The sequence below is a fragment of the Marichromatium gracile genome (assembly GCF_004343155.1).
GTDB classification, from domain to species: Bacteria; Pseudomonadota; Gammaproteobacteria; order Chromatiales; family Chromatiaceae; genus Marichromatium; species Marichromatium gracile.
Genome location: NZ_SMDC01000010.1, coordinates 119,999 through 138,468 on the forward strand (window position 1 = coordinate 119,999; position 18,470 = coordinate 138,468).

Consider the following 18,470-nt stretch of genomic DNA (forward strand, 5'->3'; position numbering starts at 1 on the left):
AACCTTGGTGGACACCTTTGCGCCCTTCGCGCCTTGGCGGTTGATCTACTGCAGTGCTGCCTCAGGCGCTGGCGGCGGTCGCCTCGGTCTCGGCCGCGGCCGGCTTGAGCCAGGGGGCCTGCATGCTGTTCCAGCAGGGGTTGTTGACGGTCATGTCCATGTCGCGGGCGAAGATGGCGAAACCGTCGTAGCCGTGATACGGACCCGAGTAGTCCCAGGAGTGCATCTGACGGAAGGGCACGCCCATCTTCTGGAAGATGTACTTCTCCTTGATGCCGGAGCCGATCAGGTCGGGCTTGACGCGCTTGACGAACTCCTCGAACTCGTAGCCGGTGACGTCGTCGTAGAGCAGGGTCGCGTTGTCGACCTCCTTGATGGTGCGGTCGTAGTCGTCGTTGTGGGCGAACTCGTAACCGGTGCCGACGACCTCCATGCCGAGGTCCTCGTAGGCGCCGATGACGTGACGCGGACGCAGCCCGCCGACATAGAGCATCACCTTCTTGCCCTCGAGGCGCGGACGGTACTTGGCGATCACCGCCTCGTACTCGGCCTGGTACTTCTCGATGACCTTCTCGGCGTTGGCCTGGATGGTCTCGTCGAAGAAGGCGGCGATCTTGCGCAGCGACTCGGCGATCTTGGTCGGACCGAAGAAGTTGTACTCCATCCACGGGATGCTGTACTTCTCCTCCATGTAGCGGCTGATGTAGTTCATCGAGCGGTAGCAGTGGATCAGGTTGAGCTTGACCTTGGGGGTCAGCTCCATCTCCGGCAGGGTGCCGTCGCCCGACCACTGCGCGACCACCCGCAGCCCCATCTCCTCGAGCAGGATGCGCGAGGACCAGGCATCACCGCCGATGTTGTAGTCACCGATGATGGCCACATCGTAGGGGGTCGACTCGAACGCCTGATCGTCGCGATTGCCGAGCACGTGATCGCGGATCGCGTCGTTGGCGATGTGATGGCCGAGCGACTGCGACACGCCGCGGAAGCCCTCGCAGCGCACCGGCACCACCGGCTTGCCGTGCTCCTTGGTCTTCTTCTTGGCCACCGCCTCGATGTCGTCGCCGATCAGGCCGATCGGACACTCCGACTGCACGCTCACGCCCTTGACCAGGGGGAAGAGCTGCTCGATCTCGTCGATCAGCTTCTCGAGCTTCTTGTCCCCGCCGAAGACGATGTCCTTCTCCTGGAAGTCGGAGGTGAAGTTCATCGTGCCGAAGGTGTTCACCCCGGTGTGGCCGGTGTAGTAGTTGCGACGACCGGCGCGCGAATAGGCACCGCACCCGACCGGGCCGTGGGAGATGTGCACCATGTCCTTGATCGGACCCCACACCACGCCCTTGGAGCCGGCGTAGGCACAGCCGCGGATGGTCATCACGCCGGGCTGCGACTTGCGGTTGGAGATGATGCACTTCTTCGACTGCTCGACCGACTGGTCGTTGGCCGCGAGATGCTTGGCGCGATCCTTCCGCGCCTTGTCGGGATAGGCCTCGAGCACCTCTTGGATGAGGGCCTTGGTCTCTTCGAGGGTCATGTTCGACATGCTGTGTCCTCTATACGGCGCCGCGGCCAATCCGCCGACGGTCGCGCGGTGAGAAACGCTGGGGGACAGGACGTCGCCGACGGCGGCGCGTCCGCGCGATGGCTCGGGACTGGGCTTCAGGCCACCGCCTCGTCTGCCGCGGTCTTGCCGACGATGCTCTCGTCCTCTTCCTCGAGCACGCCGAACTCCATCAGCAAGTCCTCGAGTTCATCCATCGAGATCGGCGTCGGCACCACGAACATCTGGTTGTCGATGATCTTCTGCGCCAGCGTGCGGTACTCGTCGGCCTGGCCCGACTTGGGGTCGTACTCGATGACCGTCATGCGGCGGATCTCGGCGCGCTGCACGATGTTGTCGCGGGGGACGAAGTGGATCATCTGGGTGCCGAGCTGACGCGCAAGCTCCATGATCAGCTCGTCCTCGCGGGCGGTATTGCGGCTGTTGCAGATCAGCCCGGCGAGACGCACGCCGCCGGAACTGGCGTACTTGACGATGCCCTTGGCGATGTTGTTGGCCGCGTACATGGCCATCATCTCGCCGGAGCAGACGATGTAGATCTCCTGCGCCTTGTTCTCGCGGATCGGCATCGCGAAGCCGCCGCAGACCACGTCGCCGAGCACGTCGTAGAAGACGAAGTCGAGATCCTCCTCGTAGGCGCCCTCTTCCTCGAGGAAGTTGATCGCGGTGATGACGCCGCGACCGGCGCAGCCGACACCCGGCTCGGGACCGCCGGACTCGACGCACTTGATGTCGCCGAAGCCGACCTTGAGCACGTCTTCGAGCTCCAGATCCTCGACCGAGCCGGCGTCGGCGGCCATCTGCATGATGGTCTCCTGGGCCTTGGAGTGCAGGATCAGACGGGTCGAGTCGGCCTTGGGGTCACACCCGACGATCATCACCCGCTTGCCCAGCTCGGCGAGCCCGGCGACCAGGTTCTGGGTGGTGGTCGACTTACCGATGCCGCCCTTGCCGTAGATGGCGCATTGCCGTGTTGCCATGGTAGGTTCCTCTCGTTGGCTCGCTTGGCGAGCGTTGCACGACGTTATCCACACGGAGGCTCAAGCAGCCACCGTGCCAACATCGATAAAACGACCTACCGCATTGATTGGGCTCGATTATTCAACACCCCTCGGGCAGAGACCGGATGGTCGTATCCACGACAAAGCCGCAGGGGCTGTATGGATAGCAACAGACAAACGACCCAGGCGCCCGACCCGCCGCCACCCTCGCTCCCGGCACACGCCAGACTCACGCTCAACCGCTGCAACCTGCCGGCGGTGATCCTCGGCAGCCTCACCTACCAGCAACACCCGGTCGACCTCGAACTCGACGGCATCGCCCCACTCCACACCCCACTGCTGCGCAACCTCGACGCCATCCCCGAGTATCGCGCGCGCGCGCGTCACTTCCAGGACTACATGCGTTGGCGCTTCCTCCTCGACCTCCCCGAGGAGGCCGGGCTCACCCGGGGACGTCGCGGACGCGCCAAGGCCGACTACCAACGCATGGTGCGCGGCTGGTCGTTCGATTCCGACGGGCGCGAGGGCGCGGTGCTGAAGCGTTGGGCGGAGAGCCGCTTCGGCCTGCTCGCACGCCACCACGCCGGCCCGCTGCACGGACGCGGCAGCGAGACCTATCTGCGCTATGTCGCCGCCGGCACCCAGGGGCTCTACGCCACCAACGCGCTCGAGTCCCAACTCGACCTGCTCTATACCTACGGCCAGTACGAGTTGCAGCGCCGCGACCCCGGGCGCACCCACCTGCGGCTCTATCGCGGGATCAACCGCATCGACGAACACGAGGTCCTCGAACGGGTCGGACGCCATCGCTACCGCGTGCTGCTCAACAACCTCAACAGCTTCACCAGCGAGCGCGAGCGCGCCGACGAGTTCGGCGACTACATCCTCGAAACCGAGGTGCCGCGCCCCAAGGTATTTTTCTACAACCGGCTGCTCCCCGACCTGCTCAAGGGCGAGGACGAGTACGTGGTGATCGGCGGGGTCTACGAGGTGCGGATCTCGGTGCTATGAGCCGCCGGGCGGCGCGGACAGGGAGGGCGCGACGCGGATCCACACCGGCGGGCCCCGGCCCCGGAGACGGGCGGGCACGCCGAGGGAGCGAACCATGGAGCAGCCGAGCGACACGGCAACAGACCGAAACCATCCCGCCACCGCCCCGACCATCCTGCTCGCCTTGACCCTGCTCGGCAGCGGCTGCGCGGCGCCGCCCGAGCGCCCCGCGCCGGAGCCGGTCGACGCCCCAGTCGCGACCGCACCCGCCACGGTCGCCACCGAGCCACAACCACCCGGAACACCCCCGACCACCGATCCCGGACCGCCGAGCGGGCCGAGCGACGCCGCCAGGCGCGCCATCCGCATCGATCTCGGCGAGCAGCGCTTCACCTATATCGAGGACGGCGAGCCGGTGCACAGCGGCCCGATCTCATCGGGCCGCGCCGGCCACCCCACCCCGCGCGGACGCTTCGCCGTACTCGCCAAGGACATCGACAAGGTCTCCTCGCGCTACACCAACCAGCTCGGCTGGCAGGCGTGGATGCCCTACGCCATCCAGTTCCACGGCCACTACTTCCTCCACGAGGGCTGGCTCCCCGGCTACCCCGACTCGCACGGCTGCGTGCGCGTCGGCGAGCGCGACGCCCGCTTCCTCTTCGAGCGCCTGCGTCTCGGCGACCGAGTCGAGGTCGTCAACTGATGCCGCTGATGCCGCGGGCGCGGAATCCGTTGCCAGCGGCCAGTCTTCAAGCGGCCAGTCTTCAAGCGGCCAGTCTTCAAGCGGCCAGCCCCCAGCTGTCAGCCTCCAGTGGGGAGGGCCGGTGTTCATGACCGGCGCAGATAGGGAGACGCGGCGAATCAGCCGCCAGCGGGAAGGCTGGCGGCTGGCGGCTGGCGGCTGGCGGCTGAAAGCTGGCGGCTGCCGGCTGCCGACTGCCGGCTGGAAACCCGATCGCCCCTCAGGCGATCGCCGTCGGGTCAGGACAGGTGCGGCGGGGGGTGCCGACGCCGAGCGCGTCGATCGCCCGCATCTCCTCGGCGTCGAGGATGAAGTCGTGGATCGACTGGTTCTCGATCATGCGCTCGGCCCTGGAGGTCTTGGGCAGCGCGGCGCGACCGCGCTGCAGGTGCCAGCGCAACACGACCTGACCGGGGCTCTTGCCGTGACGCCCGGCGATGGCGACCAGGACCGGGTCGCGCAGCAACTCGAAGGCCCCGCTGGCGAAGGGCGCATAGGCGGTGACGACGATGCCCTGCGCGCGGCAGAAGGCCTCCAGCTCGGGGTCCCGGCAATAGGGGTGGATCTCGACCTGATTGACCGCGGGACGGTTCGCGGGCTCGGGCACGTCGGCGATCAGCTGGCGCAGATGGTCGATGGTGAAGTTGGAGACACCGATGGCGCGCGCCGCGCCCTTGTCGGCAAGCTCACAAAAGGCGCGCCAGATGGTGGCGCGGGCGCGCCGCGAGACCTCCGGGCCGCCGCCGGGTGGCGCGCTGAAGCTCCCCGGCCAGTGCACCAGCAGCAGGTCGACATAGCCGAGCCCGAGATCATCGAGGCTGTCGACCATGTCGTCGCGGACCCGTTGGGCGATGTCCTCGACCCGGTCGGCGTCCCAGGTCCGCTTGTGCGAGACGTTGAGGTGCGGCGGCGCCGCCGGATGGGCGAGCTTGGTGGTGATGAAGACCGCATCGCGGGTCAGGGCGCCGCTGGCAAAGCGCTGACCGAGCAGGGTGCCGACCATGCGCTCGGTCCCGTAGACATGGGCACAGTCGAACGCCCGATAGCCGTTGTCCAGCGCCAGATCGACGGCGCGCCAGGCCCGTTCGGGGAGGAAGCCCTGGAAGGCGGTCGCGCCCACCCAGTCGCCGAAGGCGGTGCCGAAGGCGAGGGTCGGCATCCGCACGCCGTTGCGCAGGGTGACGGTTCGCAGGTCATGGTGCGCGTCGCGCATGTCTCGCACTCCCAGGGTTGGTCATGTCGAGGCAACACTAGCAGCACGGCGACGACGGACCAACCCGGCCCGTCGCGCCGACCGACCGGCCTCAGCCGTCGACCTGCACCTCGGCGCCGAGCATCCGTCGCAGCGTGCCGTCGCGATCGATCAGATGGTGCTTGAGCGCGCCGACGAGATGCAGCGCCACGGCACCGATCAGCAGATCGCCGCCGAGACCGTGCAGCCAGTGACCGAGCTGCGCCAGCAGCGCGTTGATCGGCACCACCTGCTGCGGGTCGGCCGGATCCGGGTTCGGCGCCACCAGCTCCAGCCCGAACAGCGACACGCCGTGCCCGCCCAGCGCCGACATCATGAAGCCGGAGACCGGCATCAGCACCGTACCGATGATCAACAGCCAGTGCACCGCCTTGGCCAGCCACTGCTCGATCCGGGTGTAGCGACCGACGTGCGCAGGCCAGCCGTTACGGATGCGCCAGAGCACTCGCAGTGCCACGAAGAGCACGATCAGCACGCCGAAGGACTTGTGCCAGGGATAGAGCGCATAGACCCCGGCCTGTTCCATGTAGAGCCCACTGAGGGTCAGTACGATCATCATCACCGCGACGATCCAGTGCAGCGCAATGGTGTTGCCGCTCAGTCTGGTGGGGGTATCTGGACGCATCGTTCAATCTCCGTCTGGCGCCGCGCAGCGGCGGTTGGTTTCGATGTCGCCAGACTAGGGGGTGCGCACTCATGCTTCCAATGCATGAGTGCGATAATGCATATTCGCTGAATGAATCTCCGCGACCTCGACCTGAACCTGCTCGTGGTGCTGCGCCAGCTCCTGGAAGAGCGTCACGTCTCGCGCGCCGCCGAGCAGCTCGGGATGAGCCAGCCCGCCGTCAGCCGTGCGCTGCGGCGCTTGCGCGCCCTGTTCGACGACCCGCTGCTGGTGCGCACCCCCAGCGGCTATGTGCCGAGCGCGCGTGCCGAGCGACTGCTGCCGAGGCTGCGCCAGCTGCTTGCCGAGACCGAGCGACTGGTCGCCGGCCCGGACTTCGACCCGGCGACCTCGACCCAGACGGTGCGCTTCCACGGCCCCGAGCCCGAGATCGGCTGGTTCCTGCCACCGCTGTTCGCGCGCATGAGTCGGCTGGCGCCGGGGATGGTGCTGGAGGTCCAGAGCGAGCCGCGCGAGCACTTCGGCCAACTCGAGCGCGGCGAGGTGCACTTCGTGCTCTCCGCGTTCACCCCCGCCGCTGGCACCGGCGAACTCCATCGCACCCCGCTGGCACCACTGACCTTTGCGCTGGTGATGCGCGCCGACCACCCGCTGGCAGCGGGCGAGCTGACCGTCGAGCGCTATGTCGCCGCGCGCCACGGTCTGGTCTCGCTCACCAGTCGCGGCGGCGGCCTACTCGGGCAGGAACTGGTCGAGCAGGGGCTGCTCGCACCCGGCGAACGGCTCAACGAGCCGCTGCGACTGTCGAGCTTCAGCGCCATCGCCGCCTTCTGCGAGCACAGCGACGTCGTCTTCCGCCTGCCGCGACGCTTCGCCGAGACACTCACCCGGGGCAGCGCACTGGTGGTGCGCGAGGCGCCGACCACCACCACCCTGGATCGCCCGCAGATCCATCTCTACTGGCACGAGCGCTTCCACCGCGACCCGATGTGCCTGTGGATCCGCCAGCAGCTCAAGGCCGTGCACGGGCTGGCGGCGGACGCCGGGGGCTGAGCGGGCATCACATGCTCATACCCCGTGGGCCTCGGCCCACGCCTTGAGCTGCTCCAGTACGCTCAGCAACGAGCGCCCGAAGTCGGTGATCTCGTAGGTCACGGCGATCGGGCGGGTGCTGAGCACGGTGCGCTCCACCAGCCCCATCTCCTCCATCTCCCTGAGCCGCTGCGCGACCATCTTCCTGCTGGCACCGCCGAGCTGGCGCGCCAGGTCGTTGAAGCGCACGGGGCCGTCCTGCAGGTGCCAGAGGATCGAGCCCTTCCACTTGCCACCGATGATCCGCATCCCGCGCTCGATCGGACAGGGCTCGGTACAGGCATCGAGGACGGCCTTACACCCATCCGGCACGGGTTCGAGGGAGGGCTTGGGTGTCTTCATATGGTTACAAAAAGTATACTGATTGACGAGGGTTACTTGGTGTCACACCATACCACCACAGTCTCACACGGTGGAGCCGCAGCGATGTCGAACATCCTCATCATCAACGCCCATGAGCCCTACCCGTCCTCGCCCGGCCGGCTCAACGCCACGCTCGTCGAACGCGCCCGTACCCTGCTCGGGGACCAAGGTCACGTTATCCGCACCACTGTCGTCCACGATGGTTACAGGCTCGCCGACGAACTCGACAAACACCGGTGGGCCGACATCATCCTGCTGCAGACCCCGGTCTACTGGATGAGCGTGCCCTGGACGTTCAAGCGCTACATGGACGAGGTCTACTCGGCGGGCATGGCGGGCGAGCTGTGCGAGGGCGACGGTCGCACCCGCAGCGACCCCTCCAGACAATACGGCTCCGGCGGCACCCTGACCGGCAAGCGCTACATGCTCTCACTGACCTTCAACGCGCCCCGGGCGGCCTTCGACGACCCCGAGCAAGACCTCTTCCAGGGCCGCTCGGTCGACGACCTGTTCTTTCCCGTGCACATGAACTTCCGCTTCTTCGGCATGACGCCGCTCGCGACCTTCGCCTGCTACGACGTGATGAAGAACCCGGACATCGAGCAGGCCCTGAGCCGTTTCGATGCCCATCTGGCCAGACACATCGAGACGGCCGCCGCATAGCGGCGCAGGGTGAGCGGTCGCGGCAACGGGAGGGCTGGCACGCCACATCCGCACAGGGAGATGCGAGCGACCACCAGCGAGCACTGAGCTCTTGCCATCGGATTGATGGTTCCGCAGCCGGATGTGCAGCCGTTCCAGGACCTTGGTGAAGATGCCGTCGTCACGCCAGTCGCGAAACCGCTGGTAGACCGTCGACCAAGGACCGAAGCGCTCAGGCAGGTCGCGCCACGCCGCACCCGAGCACAGCACCCAGAAGATGTCGTTGAGCATCAGGTGGTCGTCCCGGCGGGGCCGACCCGTGCGCTGCGGACGGGAAACAGATCGGCGATCAGCTCCCAGGCCTCTTCTGGGAGTTCGTAACGTCTCGACATCTGGCCTCTTCTCCTGCAAGAACGAGGTCAGTGTATCAAGCAGGGTTTTCGTACAAAATGAACACGCTAAACTCTCATGATAGTACATCCTCTGGTCCCGCCGAATCCCGGGTTAACCAAGAGGGCGAGATCGCCGCTGGCGAGACGGGCTTCCTCTATTGCCCGCAGGTAGTGCACGAAGGAATCGTTCGAGTTCATGTGCCCGGTCTGTGCAATGGGATCGGTGTAGAAGCGCTCGCGTGGCAGCCGCATAATGTCCGCCACCGCAGACCACAATTGCCTATTCGGTGTGTGCGGTACCACGAGGCGCACGTCGCCGATGTCTATCCCCGCGGCATTTAGACAGCGCTCGATGCTGCTTCGTATAGCGGCGGGGTTGGACTTTCGGAATCGGGCTACGGCATCGGGAAAGGAAAGCGCGCCGGAATAGGCCACCACCTGGGTGTCGCTCGTCGATGCGATGATCTGGTGGCGGACGGCGTCGCAGGTCAACAGGCCCGCCACGGCGGCATCGCCCATGGCCGAATTGAAAAACAGCCGCTCATCAGGCTGGCTTGGAACATCCGCGCCGATGACGAGAACGCCGCCGCCAGGATGGATTCCCGATAACCATGTCCGAGCCATCTGGACAGCACCGTGCAGGATGGCACATGGCTGGCCGGTCACGGCCAGGGCCGGCAGGCTCTCCCGTCCTATGGCGAGCATGATGGGTGCGAGTAGGTCCGTGTCCGGCGGAACTGGGACCGGTAGCGAGTGTGCCAGGATCACGACCGCCACGCGGACCCGCAGATCCGGACGGTCGGCCAGCAGCTGAGCGACCGCCTCGGCGGCGAGGGTGGCCGTCGTCTTCCCAATAGCGACCGGCACCTCCCGCAATCCGTTTTCCAAGGTGGCTTCCAGCATCGTGGCATCTCCGCCCGCGTCCTGGATCAGTTCCGCCACAGACAGCCTGGTCTCCGGAACAACCCCGATCAGATGCTCGAATCCGCAGTGCATGCGCTCTCCTGCAAGGTTCGAAAGACGTCCGTGAGACGGTGCTCCAGTTCGGCAGCACCGTGCAGCGCGAACAGGCTCGCGGAGGCACCAGTCGAGACAGCGGCACAGCACCGGGCCAGCAGTTCGGACTGTTGGCCGATGATCGACCGTGCCGTGTCCAGCGCGTCCACCGCCTCTGGAAGTACGGCCGCGGCACGGTCCAGCAGAGCAATGGCACACAGGTTGCGCTGAATGCGAGTGGGGAGCAGGTAGCCCAGACTGCGGCGGGCCGCCGGCCAGGCCAAAATCTCGGCAGAGCGCTCGGCCAGCCTGGTGTAGGCGTTGGGTCCGCCCAGTGGATCGATGGCGCTCTCTTCTAGGAGCTGCGCTGCGCGTTCCAACCCGCGTCGGACTGCACGCCCATCGGGATGGAAGCGGGAGACCGGATGGCGAGACGCAGCGGGCAGCATGCGACGCATGACGAAGGCGCCTCGTCCCTCGATCACCTCTCCCCCCCGCCACGCTTCCGCGAGATCGTCACAGGCGATCCAAGTCATGTCCCACCCTTCGCTGTCACGTATGGCCAGCCGCTCCTCCTCTATTCCCAATGCGACAACGTAGTGGTCGCAGCCCCGGAAGAGTTCGGCATGGAACAGGTGCGGCAGTCTGGACATGTCGAGCGGACCGAGCACCACTACCCCGTCCGCCAGCCAGCGACGCAACAGATCAATGGAAGCATCCGCACCGGCGTCCGGCGGACATGCTGCCACCTCGTATGGCAGGCCGAGCGTGTCGAGCGCCGCGTCCAGACCCCGGTCGGGATCGATCCACGGAGCCAGCAGCCGGTTCGCGTCCTTCTCTACCGATCGGACGCCGAACGGTACGCCAGTCAGTGCCTCGAACTGGAACAGGACGTCCCAGGTCGGAGCCGAGCAGAATGCGTCCAGGAGACCGAGCGAATGACACGCCGTCAAATTGCCGCGATATGGCAGACTCCAGCCGGCTACGCGGACCGGCACGCTCACTGCTTCCTCTCCGCATCGCGGGCAAGCGCGCGGCGGTCGATCTTGCCATTGAGCGTGCGCGGCAGCTTCCGTAGGAAATGGATGCCGACACGGCCGGAAGAGGAGCCGATCGTTTCTGCGAGGATGTCTGCGATCGGCTTGCGCAGGTCGTCCTCGGCGACGTCCGTCACAACGAAAGCGTCCACCGTCTGTTCGGACGCCGCGCCGTGTCCGATCACCGCGGCTTCCGCCACCTTGTCGATGTCGTAGAGACGTTGCTCGATGTCCACCGGCGAGATGATCTTGCCGTCCCGGCGTATGAGCGTCTCGTCGCGGCCCAGGAAATACAGGAACCCTTCGGCATCGCGGCGGAACAGATCATTCGTATGGAGAATGGTTTCCCGCGATTCCGGGCAAGTATGGAATCGCTGCGCCGTTGCGTCGGGGTCGCGCCAATATCCATCCATGATATGCGGCCCCTGGACCAGCAGTTCCCCGACATCCGGCCCGAGCCCCGCCCACTCCGGCTCGGACTGCAGCGCGATCTGCGTCCCTGGAAGCAGCAATCCGACCGAACCCGGTTTATCGGCAAATCGGTCTGGAGGCATCACCGAAACGCGCTTGCACTCCGTCAGCCCGTACATCGGTATCACCGCCGCCCCAAGAAGCTCCGACAGCCGCTCAGCGTGTCGGCGGGGAAGCATGTCGCCCGTATTGGTCACGTACCTTACCGTTCCGACGGCCATGCGCTCCAGCATCCCGGAGCGCAGCAGGGCCACCGCCAGCGAAGGAACCAGAGGAAAGCCGGTGGCCCGGTGGCGTTGCAACGCGGACGGAATCACCAGCGGGCTCACCTGGGTCGACTCGACGATCAGCGAGGCTCCGGCCTCGATGGCGAGGAACGACTGGTAGAGGCCGTAATCGAAGGAAAATGGCAGGCAGCAGAAGATCCGATCGTCCGCAGTCTGCCCAAGCACGCGATTGATCGCCCTGATCGCGAACAGGATCTTGCGGTGCCCGCAGACTACCCCGCGGGCACTGCCGGTGGAGCCGGATGTGAAGATGATGCAAGCCGGCCCCGCAGCAGCCGGGCGCGGCACGGCGTCGGGGAGCAACGCCAAGTCTTCCAAGGCAGCCTGCCGCATCGTTTCCGGGGCCGCCCTCCCTTCCAGCCGCCGCCTGTCGGTAAGGATCATGGCAGGCTCGGCTAGATCGACGATCCGGCGCACCCCTGCCAACGGCGTCCGCGGGTGGATCGGCACCACCGCCGCGCCAGCGCGCAGGATGCCGAACACTGCCAGCAGGAACTCCGCGGTGTTATCCGCGTAAAGAACGACGCGGTCGCCCACGGTGACGCCGCGTCCTTGCAACCATGCGGCAATACGGTCTACGCCCCAGTCGGCCTCAGCGTAGGTAGTCGAACGTTCAGCAGAGACGAGAAGGACGGACCCGGGCCGCTCCGCCGCCCGGAGGCGGAGCAGGTCGTCGATGCGGTCCGGTGGCGGAACAGTCATCGTGGCAGATCCAACCGGCGTCCCATCGGGCGCCGTTTGCTGCGCCCCGCCCCTTCGCAGACTTGCCGCAGCCGTGCCACAAGCCCCAAGGGCAAGGCGCTTTCGGCACTGGCTTCAGAGTCGCTCCGGCCTTTCGAAAAGGCTAGCAGTGTCCGGTCGATTTTTTCGAGCGTCAACTGGGTGCGAATATCCTGGACCTGGGCGTCGTCCTCGTCGGTGAATATCCGCTGGCGACCGATCGGGCCACCGTTGAGGAGCCAATAGGCGAGATCTTCCAGATCCTCCTGTCCTAGCCAGAAACCCGCCGATGGCGGTTGGAGGATGACCTCTTGCCGTGTTCCGACGAGATGCGCCAGGGACACCACCTCCGTCTTGTAGAGGTGAGCGATGGGGCCGAAATGCCAAATTCCGTCACCGAAGGGCAGGAAGAAGCCGGTCTCGATTTCGGTGCGGTTCGACGTGCCAATCACCACGTAGCCGCGGTCTTGGTAGGTGGACAGGATCGCTGTGCGCAGCGAACATTTTGCCCTAGCAGGATCGAGCAGGCCGTCGGGGCGGAACGCCTCGTCTGGATCCGCCGCGGCCATCGCCTCGACGAACCTGCGGGGAATTTCCCCGAGATCGACGGTGCGTAACGGAATTTCCAGATCTTCCGCCGTCTGGCGCGCCTGGCGGATGTGCTGATCCTCCATGCCTTCCTGGAACACGGTGAACAGCTTTACCCGCGCCGCACCGACAGCACTCACGGCGAGGCGGGCGACCACGTCGGAGTCGAGACCGCCCGACAGGCCGATTACCGCTGACGCGCCGTCGAGTTCACGACGCAGCCCGTCGATGATTCGCACCAACTCCCGGCTGATGTCCTCGGTATTGAGCAGCGCTTCCATGTTTCTCACCCCTCCGCTATTGACCATTCTGGAACCACGATCAAGGCAGCCGCCGACATGAAGTTTCCGGCGGCGAGGAGCGCCCCCGGTGTTCCGGCGGACAGCGTCACACTCAACTCGCGCAAGGAGACCAGCAGGTCGGCGCATCCAAGATCGATTCCGCGCCGCATCGTCCGTCGCATTTTACGTGCGTCAGGCATCACGGCGGACAGCACCATCGGCGTATCCGCCGCCCCCTCCTGCGCCACGCTCCAGCCGATATCGCCGACTGCCAGGCCCGATCTCTCCAGCGCCTCGCCAAGGACGGTGGCCAGCGCGGCGGCTCGGTCCTCCGCTGGGTGGCGGGTCACTGCGGCACTGAGCAGACGGTACCCACCCGCAAGTGGCGGGAAAGGAGAGATCAGGGCTGCCGCAGCAGCTGAAGCAGCATGGGAGGCGGTATCTCTCTCGCTCCCGACCGGCCAGTGAAGACCCGAGAGGAGCGTCAGTCCATCTTCCTCGGTGCCTTCGCACAAGCGCAGGAGGATGGCCTGGATCGTCTCGGTGCCGCCCTGTCCATGCAGCGCTAAAGGGACAGTACGATCCAGGCTTGCCTTGGCAAGAAGCTTGTAAGAGGGTGCCGGGCCGCCGATTGAGGGGCTGCTCCGGCAATCGTAAAGCCGCGTCGGCACCGCGCCCGGAGGCGCGTCGAGCAATGCGAGCCGGACTGCCGCGCCCGCCAGCGTCTCGGCTTCTGGATGGTCCGTATCCGGGCATTCGGCAAGGCCGGCGAAGACGGGCGGGGCCGTTCCGTGGCGCGCGGCTGCGTTCTCGACATAAAAATCGAACCGAGCGTCACGTCCGCGCCCGCTGTCCGGCGCGAGCATCATGGCCGGTTGAGACAGCCATAGAGGCATGGGTCAGTCCCCCTTCCGCCCAGAGGCGTACAGCGCCGCCATCAGGTTGCCGCCATTGGCGGCAAGCCAATCGTCCAGTCCGAATGCGTTGGCCAGCGAGCGGTACGCCGCGGCCACACGGTCGGCGCGCTCGCCATGGGGCACAGCAAGGGACTTGGCCCATGCGTCCCGGCACGAGCAGGGATAAGCCGACAGCATTTCCACGGTGCCGTGGTTCTGGCTAGCCCTGTAGTCGTCGAGAAGTCCGATAACTGCGGCGCGGCAGTGTGGGCAGGTGTCTGGAGACCGGGTAATCTTGCCCTCTCGGTCGTAATAGCTGCGGTACCAGGCGATCTCGACGCGGCCGGCCAGCGTGGGGCCGAGCCGGCGCAAAACCTCGACCAGCGACCACAGTGATGGCGCCGCATAGCTTCCGTCGCGGCTCAGCACTTCGAGCAGGGTGTAGGACTTGATATGCACCGGGAACACGACAGTGCGATCCGCCCCGTTGTCCAACGCCCAGCGCACGGTCGCAACAGCGTCGTCGATCGCTTCCGCCGAAGACAGGAAGGCGGTGCCGAGACAGACGTTTGCGTAGATGCCCAGCCCGCGCTCGCGAAGCAGCCCAGCCGCCCGCGCGAAGTCGGCCAGGGAGCCGCCCTTGTTGATGCAAAATCGGCGGACCCAGGGATCGGCCGATTCCAGTCCCATCTCCACGGTGATGCCACATTCCAGTGGCCGGATGGCGCGTAGTTCGTCGGCCGTTTCGGGTGTAACCCATTCCGAACGGGTCTCGAGCAGCAGCTGAGATGCCGGATGGGCGGCCATTAGGGCATAGATGCGGCGGCGTACTTCCTCCGGTACCTCCGCTGGGTCGAGCAGGCTGCCAGAGGGCGAGACCATCAATTCGTCGACCGGCTGCTCTAGAGCATGGAGCGCCTGCCGAACGGCATCCACCATGGCGTCAGGATGAGGTGGCTCGGACTGGCCGTAATTGCACATCGTGCAGCCGCCCTGCCGGTCCCAGCGGCAGCCCGCTGTGCGAAACCAGAGTTCGCCGTAAAGTCCGGCGGGAACTCGCTCAATTCGGTTGAAGAAGGGCTGGTCAGGGGGAAGAGGCAGACGCGGCTCTCGGATCTTCGCCATGAGGCGCGAAAGGAACGGGTTGCTGGCGTCCATGTCCGTACTCATCCGCCGCACTCTCCGCCGATATAAGCCGCCAGCGTGTCGGGACTGGCGAAGACGGCGTCGAGATCCACCGCCACCGGGTCGAACCGAATGTTGAACTGATCCTCCAAGCTTACCAGCAAACGCACGATGTCCATGGAATCCAGGCCGAGCTCCGACGTCAGGTGCGCGGCCGGGTCGATCGGCCGCCCTGCGAAGCGGTCTGCGAATTCGCGGTGGATTACGTCGATGATGTCAGCGGGAGTAGCCCGTCCGGATTCGAGTGTCATGCTCAATTTAAGTTACCTCGCCTGGAGCGGCATGGAGCGGAACCGTCAGGGCCGTGAACTCCGCCGCCGTGAACCGGCGACGGATAAGGTGGATGCCGTTCGCAGTCACCGCTGCTTCAGCCGCGAAGCCTCTGCCGAGAAATAGACCGGGATTTCCCGTCAACCCGTAGGCGCCCGTATTGAAGACGCACACACGGTCGCCGCGACGTAGCGGAGGGAGGTCGATCTCCGATGCGATCCGGTCGGCCGGCGTGCACAGTGGCCCGCAGAGAGTTGCCTTGCCAGGCGGCGCACGTGTCGGCACGTCGGCTGAGGCTAGCACCTCGATCACAGGCGGCCGGGTGCCACGGTAGTGGTCGTCGAACCCAAACTGCGCGATACCGCCGTCCAACAGCGCGAACCGGCGGGTGTTCTTCGTCTTCACGTCTTGGACCGTGGTGACCAGGATGCCGGCAGGTGCCATCAGGAAACGGCCGGACTCGAAAGCCATGCGGACCGTCCAGGGATGGCGCTTGCGGTATTCGGCCACGTGGGGGGCCAGCGCCGCCCTCAGCCCACTCCATTCGGGGGAAGGGTCGCGGGCACGGACTGGCGTTCCGAACCCGCCGCCGAAGTCCAGGAACGTCAGTCGTGCCGGCGTCCCTTCCTGTAGCCTGGCAGCCTGCTCCATCAGGGCCCGGCAGGTGGCTGCCACCTCTTCAACCGACTTCTGCTGGGTGCCGGCGTAGGTGTGCAACCCGACAATCCGCAAGGACGGCAGGGAGTTCGCGCTCCCCAGCACCCGCCAGGCCTCCTCGGCATTCATGCCGAACTGGGTTTCGCCCGACATGGCGAGGCGCCCGCCCGATCGCCCCAGGTCCAGACGCAGGGCAACGGACACGGGCGCGTCACCGGATGCCAGCCGGGCAAGGCGGGCAAGCTCCGTCACCGATTCCACGACCACGGCCTCCACGCCAGCCGCCGCCGCAGCGCTGAGCTCCTCGTCGGTCTTGGCCGGCCCCACGAAGATGATCCGCCCGGCTGGAACATCTGCCCGAGATGCGGTCGAAAATTCGCCCAGCGAAGCCACTTCGACACCAAGCCCCCTGTCGGCGTAGAATCGCAGGATAAACGGGTTTGGGTTCGCCTTTGCAGAATAATAGAGATGAGCACCGTCGGGCAGGGCCGCCCGCAGAGCCGCGAGCCGGGCCTCCATCGCGTCGTAGAAATAGACAAAGAGCGGCGTACCGAAACTATCCGCAGCCTGTCGCACTTGGTCCCGCCAACCGTCTGGCAGAGGTGGGATCGACATACCGCCGGTCATGCCACACTGTCCCCGATCATGCGTGATTGCCCCCGCTCCAGGATCTCGTCTAACCTGTCCTCGTGCGTCGCCAACCCCCGTAAGGCATCGACGAGGCGGCGTCGGTCTGTATCGCGAACAGCGTCAAGCGCGTCGGCGCAAGCTCGCCGGTGCCCATCAAGCGCTCCGTCCAGGTCGGACGCCGCGAGCAGGCTGGCGATGCGGGCGAGCGACCGCCCGCGCCCGGAGATCCCGAAGCCCAGAGTCGCTCGCTCGCTCGACCGCAGGTTGGCCTTGACCCGATCGGCGAGGCTGCGGATCGCGCCACCGCCCGTGGCTGCCGCCGCTCGGCGCACGGCGATGCCCTGTTCCAGCACGGCCGCGTTACCAGCGGGCGGTGCGGTTGCCGAGGTCGCCCGGACTGCGGAGGTTCGGCCGTCAGGTTCGGCAGCTTCGGTAATCCTGTCCCGGTGCACCATGCGAAGCGGGAAGCCTGCCGGATCGTGGGCAATCAGGATTCCGTCCGCGTCAAGGCCGACCACCACGACGAAACCGCCGCCCTCGGCATGGTAGCGGTCTTCCAGGAAGTCCCAAAGCTTGTGCCGGCTCAGAGGACCGATGGCAACTGGTCCTCCTGCTAGCCACATGGCCTGTGTCGCCCAGAACTCGTCGAGAGAGCTGGATTCCGTCGGCATCCGCAGCATGTCCGCTGTGCAGCCACAGATTCGCAACCCGTTGAGAAGGCCGGCCAGCGGTTCCACCGAGGGCGTCAGCCACGACGTCGGGCGGGATACCGGCGTCTGTACGGCGAACGGACGTCCCGTCGCACAATCGGCATGGGCGGGGGCAGGCAGCCCGGTCGCCGCCACGAGCATCGTGAGAGCAGGCGCTACGGCGTCCCTGGACTTGCCGAAATAGGTTGGCAGCGGCCGTACCGTCATCGGATCAGGCCCTCCCCGCCTTGCGGAGAATCCACACCTGATCGGGGGATGTGTCCGAAAACGCCCCACCATTGAAGTCGCCGTATACCGCCTCGACCTTGAAGCCAACGTCAGCCGCTAGAGTCCGCACCTCGGCGGCATCAAGCCATGCGAAGGGGAAGGCGTTATGCTGGCGGTCGATGACGGTTCCGTTGGGCGCCGTGCGCTCCACCGTTATGAGACAGTCCATCCGGCCAGCGGGGAAATCATATCGGTAAGTGTCCCAAACGACGAGGCTTGCTCCGGTGCCAGAGATGGACTCATGCATCAGGCGCGGCACAGCGTCGTGGGCTTCCGCCCAGGCTCGGTCGAAGACGTAATGATCAAAGGCGAAGCGGCCGCCGGACGCTAGCGCCGCGTGCACCTGAGTGAAGATCGTGCGCCGGGCGTCTGGAGTGACGAAGTGGCCGATCGTGCGAAAGGGGATGGTCAGCAGGTCGACGCCGCAGAGGCCCAGCCGGCACGCATCCATGTGGCAAAGCGTCAGGCGGTCCAGCACCCCTGCCGCCACGGCATTGCGGCGGCAGGCGGCAAGCATCGGCTCCGACGCATCGATCCCGATAACCGAACGGCCGAGCGCAGCCAATTCGATTGCGATTCGGCCGGTTCCCACACCCACCTCGACTAGGGTTCCGTTGGCCGCGAGGCCGAGGCTGCGGTAAAAGGTTCCGCTCGGCGCGTAGGCCGGGTCGCCCGACGCCCATGGATCATAGAACTCGGACATGGAATCGTAGAAGCTCATTACGTTTTGTACGAAAACCCTGCTTGATACACTGACCTCGTTCTTGCAGGAGAAGAGGCCAGATGTCGAGACGTTACGAACTCCCAGAAGAGGC

General features: G+C 66.0%; 19 protein-coding genes and 1 pseudogene. 4 read left to right on the forward strand and 16 right to left on the reverse strand.

Translation table 11 applies throughout. The annotated features are described in order from the left end of the window. Nucleotides 1–61 precede the first annotated feature (61 nt). Nucleotides 62–1,543, reverse strand: coding sequence for a nitrogenase molybdenum-iron protein alpha chain (gene nifD, locus EDC29_RS13625; protein WP_123140138.1), 1,482 nt, complete (start codon nt 1,541–1,543; stop codon nt 62–64). Nucleotides 1,544–1,659: 116 nt separating this feature from the next. Further along, nucleotides 1,660–2,541 carry a nitrogenase iron protein gene (gene nifH, locus EDC29_RS13630; protein ID WP_123140137.1) on the reverse strand — a complete coding sequence of 294 codons (882 nt, stop codon included), beginning with the start codon at nt 2,539–2,541 and terminating at the stop codon, nt 1,660–1,662. A gap of 180 nt (nt 2,542–2,721) precedes the next feature. Here nifH and EDC29_RS13635 point away from each other — a divergent pair, with 180 nt between their 5' ends. Both EDC29_RS13635 and EDC29_RS13640 read left to right on the forward strand, forming a co-directional pair. Then, nucleotides 2,722–3,573 carry an NAD(+)--dinitrogen-reductase ADP-D-ribosyltransferase gene (locus EDC29_RS13635; protein ID WP_132230317.1) on the forward strand — a complete coding sequence of 284 codons (852 nt, stop codon included), beginning with the start codon at nt 2,722–2,724 and terminating at the stop codon, nt 3,571–3,573. A 94-nt stretch (nt 3,574–3,667) separates the two neighbouring features. Next, the gene (locus EDC29_RS13640; RefSeq protein ID WP_132230319.1) at nt 3,668–4,255 is read left to right on the forward strand and encodes a L,D-transpeptidase; all 588 of its coding nucleotides are present in this window, start codon (nt 3,668–3,670) and stop codon (nt 4,253–4,255) included. Between the two features lie 259 nt (nt 4,256–4,514). Here EDC29_RS13640 and EDC29_RS13645 read toward each other — a convergent pair whose 3' ends face one another. Continuing rightward, nucleotides 4,515–5,507, reverse strand: coding sequence for an aldo/keto reductase family protein (locus EDC29_RS13645; RefSeq protein WP_132230321.1), 993 nt, complete (start codon nt 5,505–5,507; stop codon nt 4,515–4,517). 91 nt (nt 5,508–5,598) lie between these two features. After that, nucleotides 5,599–6,171 carry a cytochrome b gene (locus tag EDC29_RS13650; protein WP_123140133.1) on the reverse strand — a complete coding sequence of 191 codons (573 nt, stop codon included), beginning with the start codon at nt 6,169–6,171 and terminating at the stop codon, nt 5,599–5,601. Between the two features lie 111 nt (nt 6,172–6,282). Between EDC29_RS13650 and EDC29_RS13655 the strand changes: the two genes are divergently transcribed. Continuing rightward, nucleotides 6,283–7,224: a LysR family transcriptional regulator gene (locus tag EDC29_RS13655; protein ID WP_132230323.1), complete on the forward strand. Its 942-nt coding sequence runs from the start codon at nt 6,283–6,285 to the stop codon at nt 7,222–7,224. Between the two features lie 15 nt (nt 7,225–7,239). Here the strand turns inward: EDC29_RS13655 and EDC29_RS13660 are convergent, their stop codons facing one another. Next, on the reverse strand, nt 7,240–7,512 hold the full coding sequence (locus tag EDC29_RS13660; protein ID WP_242466054.1) for a winged helix-turn-helix transcriptional regulator: 273 nt from the start codon (nt 7,510–7,512) through the stop codon (nt 7,240–7,242). Nucleotides 7,513–7,689: 177 nt separating this feature from the next. Between EDC29_RS13660 and EDC29_RS13665 the strand changes: the two genes are divergently transcribed. Continuing rightward, entirely contained in the window at nt 7,690–8,289 is a 600-nt protein-coding gene (locus EDC29_RS13665) for an NAD(P)H-dependent oxidoreductase (RefSeq protein ID WP_132230325.1), read from the forward strand. 114 nt (nt 8,290–8,403) lie between these two features. On the opposite strand, the pseudogene EDC29_RS13670 reads toward EDC29_RS13665, so the two are convergent. The 11 genes and pseudogenes from EDC29_RS13670 to EDC29_RS13715 form a co-directional block, all read right to left on the reverse strand. Continuing rightward, nucleotides 8,404–8,660: pseudogene (locus EDC29_RS13670) on the reverse strand (transposase); the annotation flags it as partial. A 66-nt stretch (nt 8,661–8,726) separates the two neighbouring features. After that, nucleotides 8,727–9,656 carry a 3-oxoacyl-[acyl-carrier-protein] synthase III C-terminal domain-containing protein gene (locus tag EDC29_RS13675; protein ID WP_132230327.1) on the reverse strand — a complete coding sequence of 310 codons (930 nt, stop codon included), beginning with the start codon at nt 9,654–9,656 and terminating at the stop codon, nt 8,727–8,729. Further along, a complete protein-coding gene (locus tag EDC29_RS13680; RefSeq protein WP_132230329.1) occupies nt 9,632–10,660 on the reverse strand; it encodes a hypothetical protein in 1,029 nt (342 codons plus the stop codon). The genes EDC29_RS13675 and EDC29_RS13680 overlap by 25 nt, the downstream gene beginning before the upstream one ends. After that, nucleotides 10,657–12,153, reverse strand: a complete 1,497-nt coding sequence (locus tag EDC29_RS13685; RefSeq protein ID WP_132230331.1) for a class I adenylate-forming enzyme family protein — start codon at nt 12,151–12,153, stop codon at nt 10,657–10,659. The genes EDC29_RS13680 and EDC29_RS13685 overlap by 4 nt, the downstream gene beginning before the upstream one ends. After that, nucleotides 12,150–13,040, reverse strand: coding sequence for an NAD(+) synthase (nadE, locus tag EDC29_RS13690; protein ID WP_165913528.1), 891 nt, complete (start codon nt 13,038–13,040; stop codon nt 12,150–12,152). Before nadE ends, EDC29_RS13685 begins: the two co-directional genes overlap by 4 nt. 5 nt (nt 13,041–13,045) lie before the next feature. Continuing rightward, nucleotides 13,046–13,936: a hypothetical protein gene (locus EDC29_RS17320; RefSeq protein ID WP_165913529.1), complete on the reverse strand. Its 891-nt coding sequence runs from the start codon at nt 13,934–13,936 to the stop codon at nt 13,046–13,048. Nucleotides 13,937–13,939: 3 nt separating this feature from the next. Further along, the gene (locus tag EDC29_RS13695; protein ID WP_165913530.1) at nt 13,940–15,094 is read right to left on the reverse strand and encodes an archaeosine biosynthesis radical SAM protein RaSEA; all 1,155 of its coding nucleotides are present in this window, start codon (nt 15,092–15,094) and stop codon (nt 13,940–13,942) included. Nucleotides 15,095–15,102: 8 nt separating this feature from the next. Further along, the gene (locus EDC29_RS13700; protein ID WP_132230337.1) at nt 15,103–15,372 is read right to left on the reverse strand and encodes an acyl carrier protein; all 270 of its coding nucleotides are present in this window, start codon (nt 15,370–15,372) and stop codon (nt 15,103–15,105) included. Nucleotides 15,373–15,379: 7 nt separating this feature from the next. Next, nucleotides 15,380–16,675, reverse strand: coding sequence for an alanine racemase (locus EDC29_RS13705; protein WP_132230339.1), 1,296 nt, complete (start codon nt 16,673–16,675; stop codon nt 15,380–15,382). Further along, on the reverse strand, nt 16,672–17,595 hold the full coding sequence (locus EDC29_RS13710) for a hypothetical protein (RefSeq protein ID WP_132230341.1): 924 nt from the start codon (nt 17,593–17,595) through the stop codon (nt 16,672–16,674). Before EDC29_RS13710 ends, EDC29_RS13705 begins: the two co-directional genes overlap by 4 nt. A 4-nt stretch (nt 17,596–17,599) precedes the next feature. Continuing rightward, on the reverse strand, nt 17,600–18,470 hold an 871-nt coding region (locus tag EDC29_RS13715), incomplete at its 5' end, for a class I SAM-dependent methyltransferase (protein ID WP_207906550.1).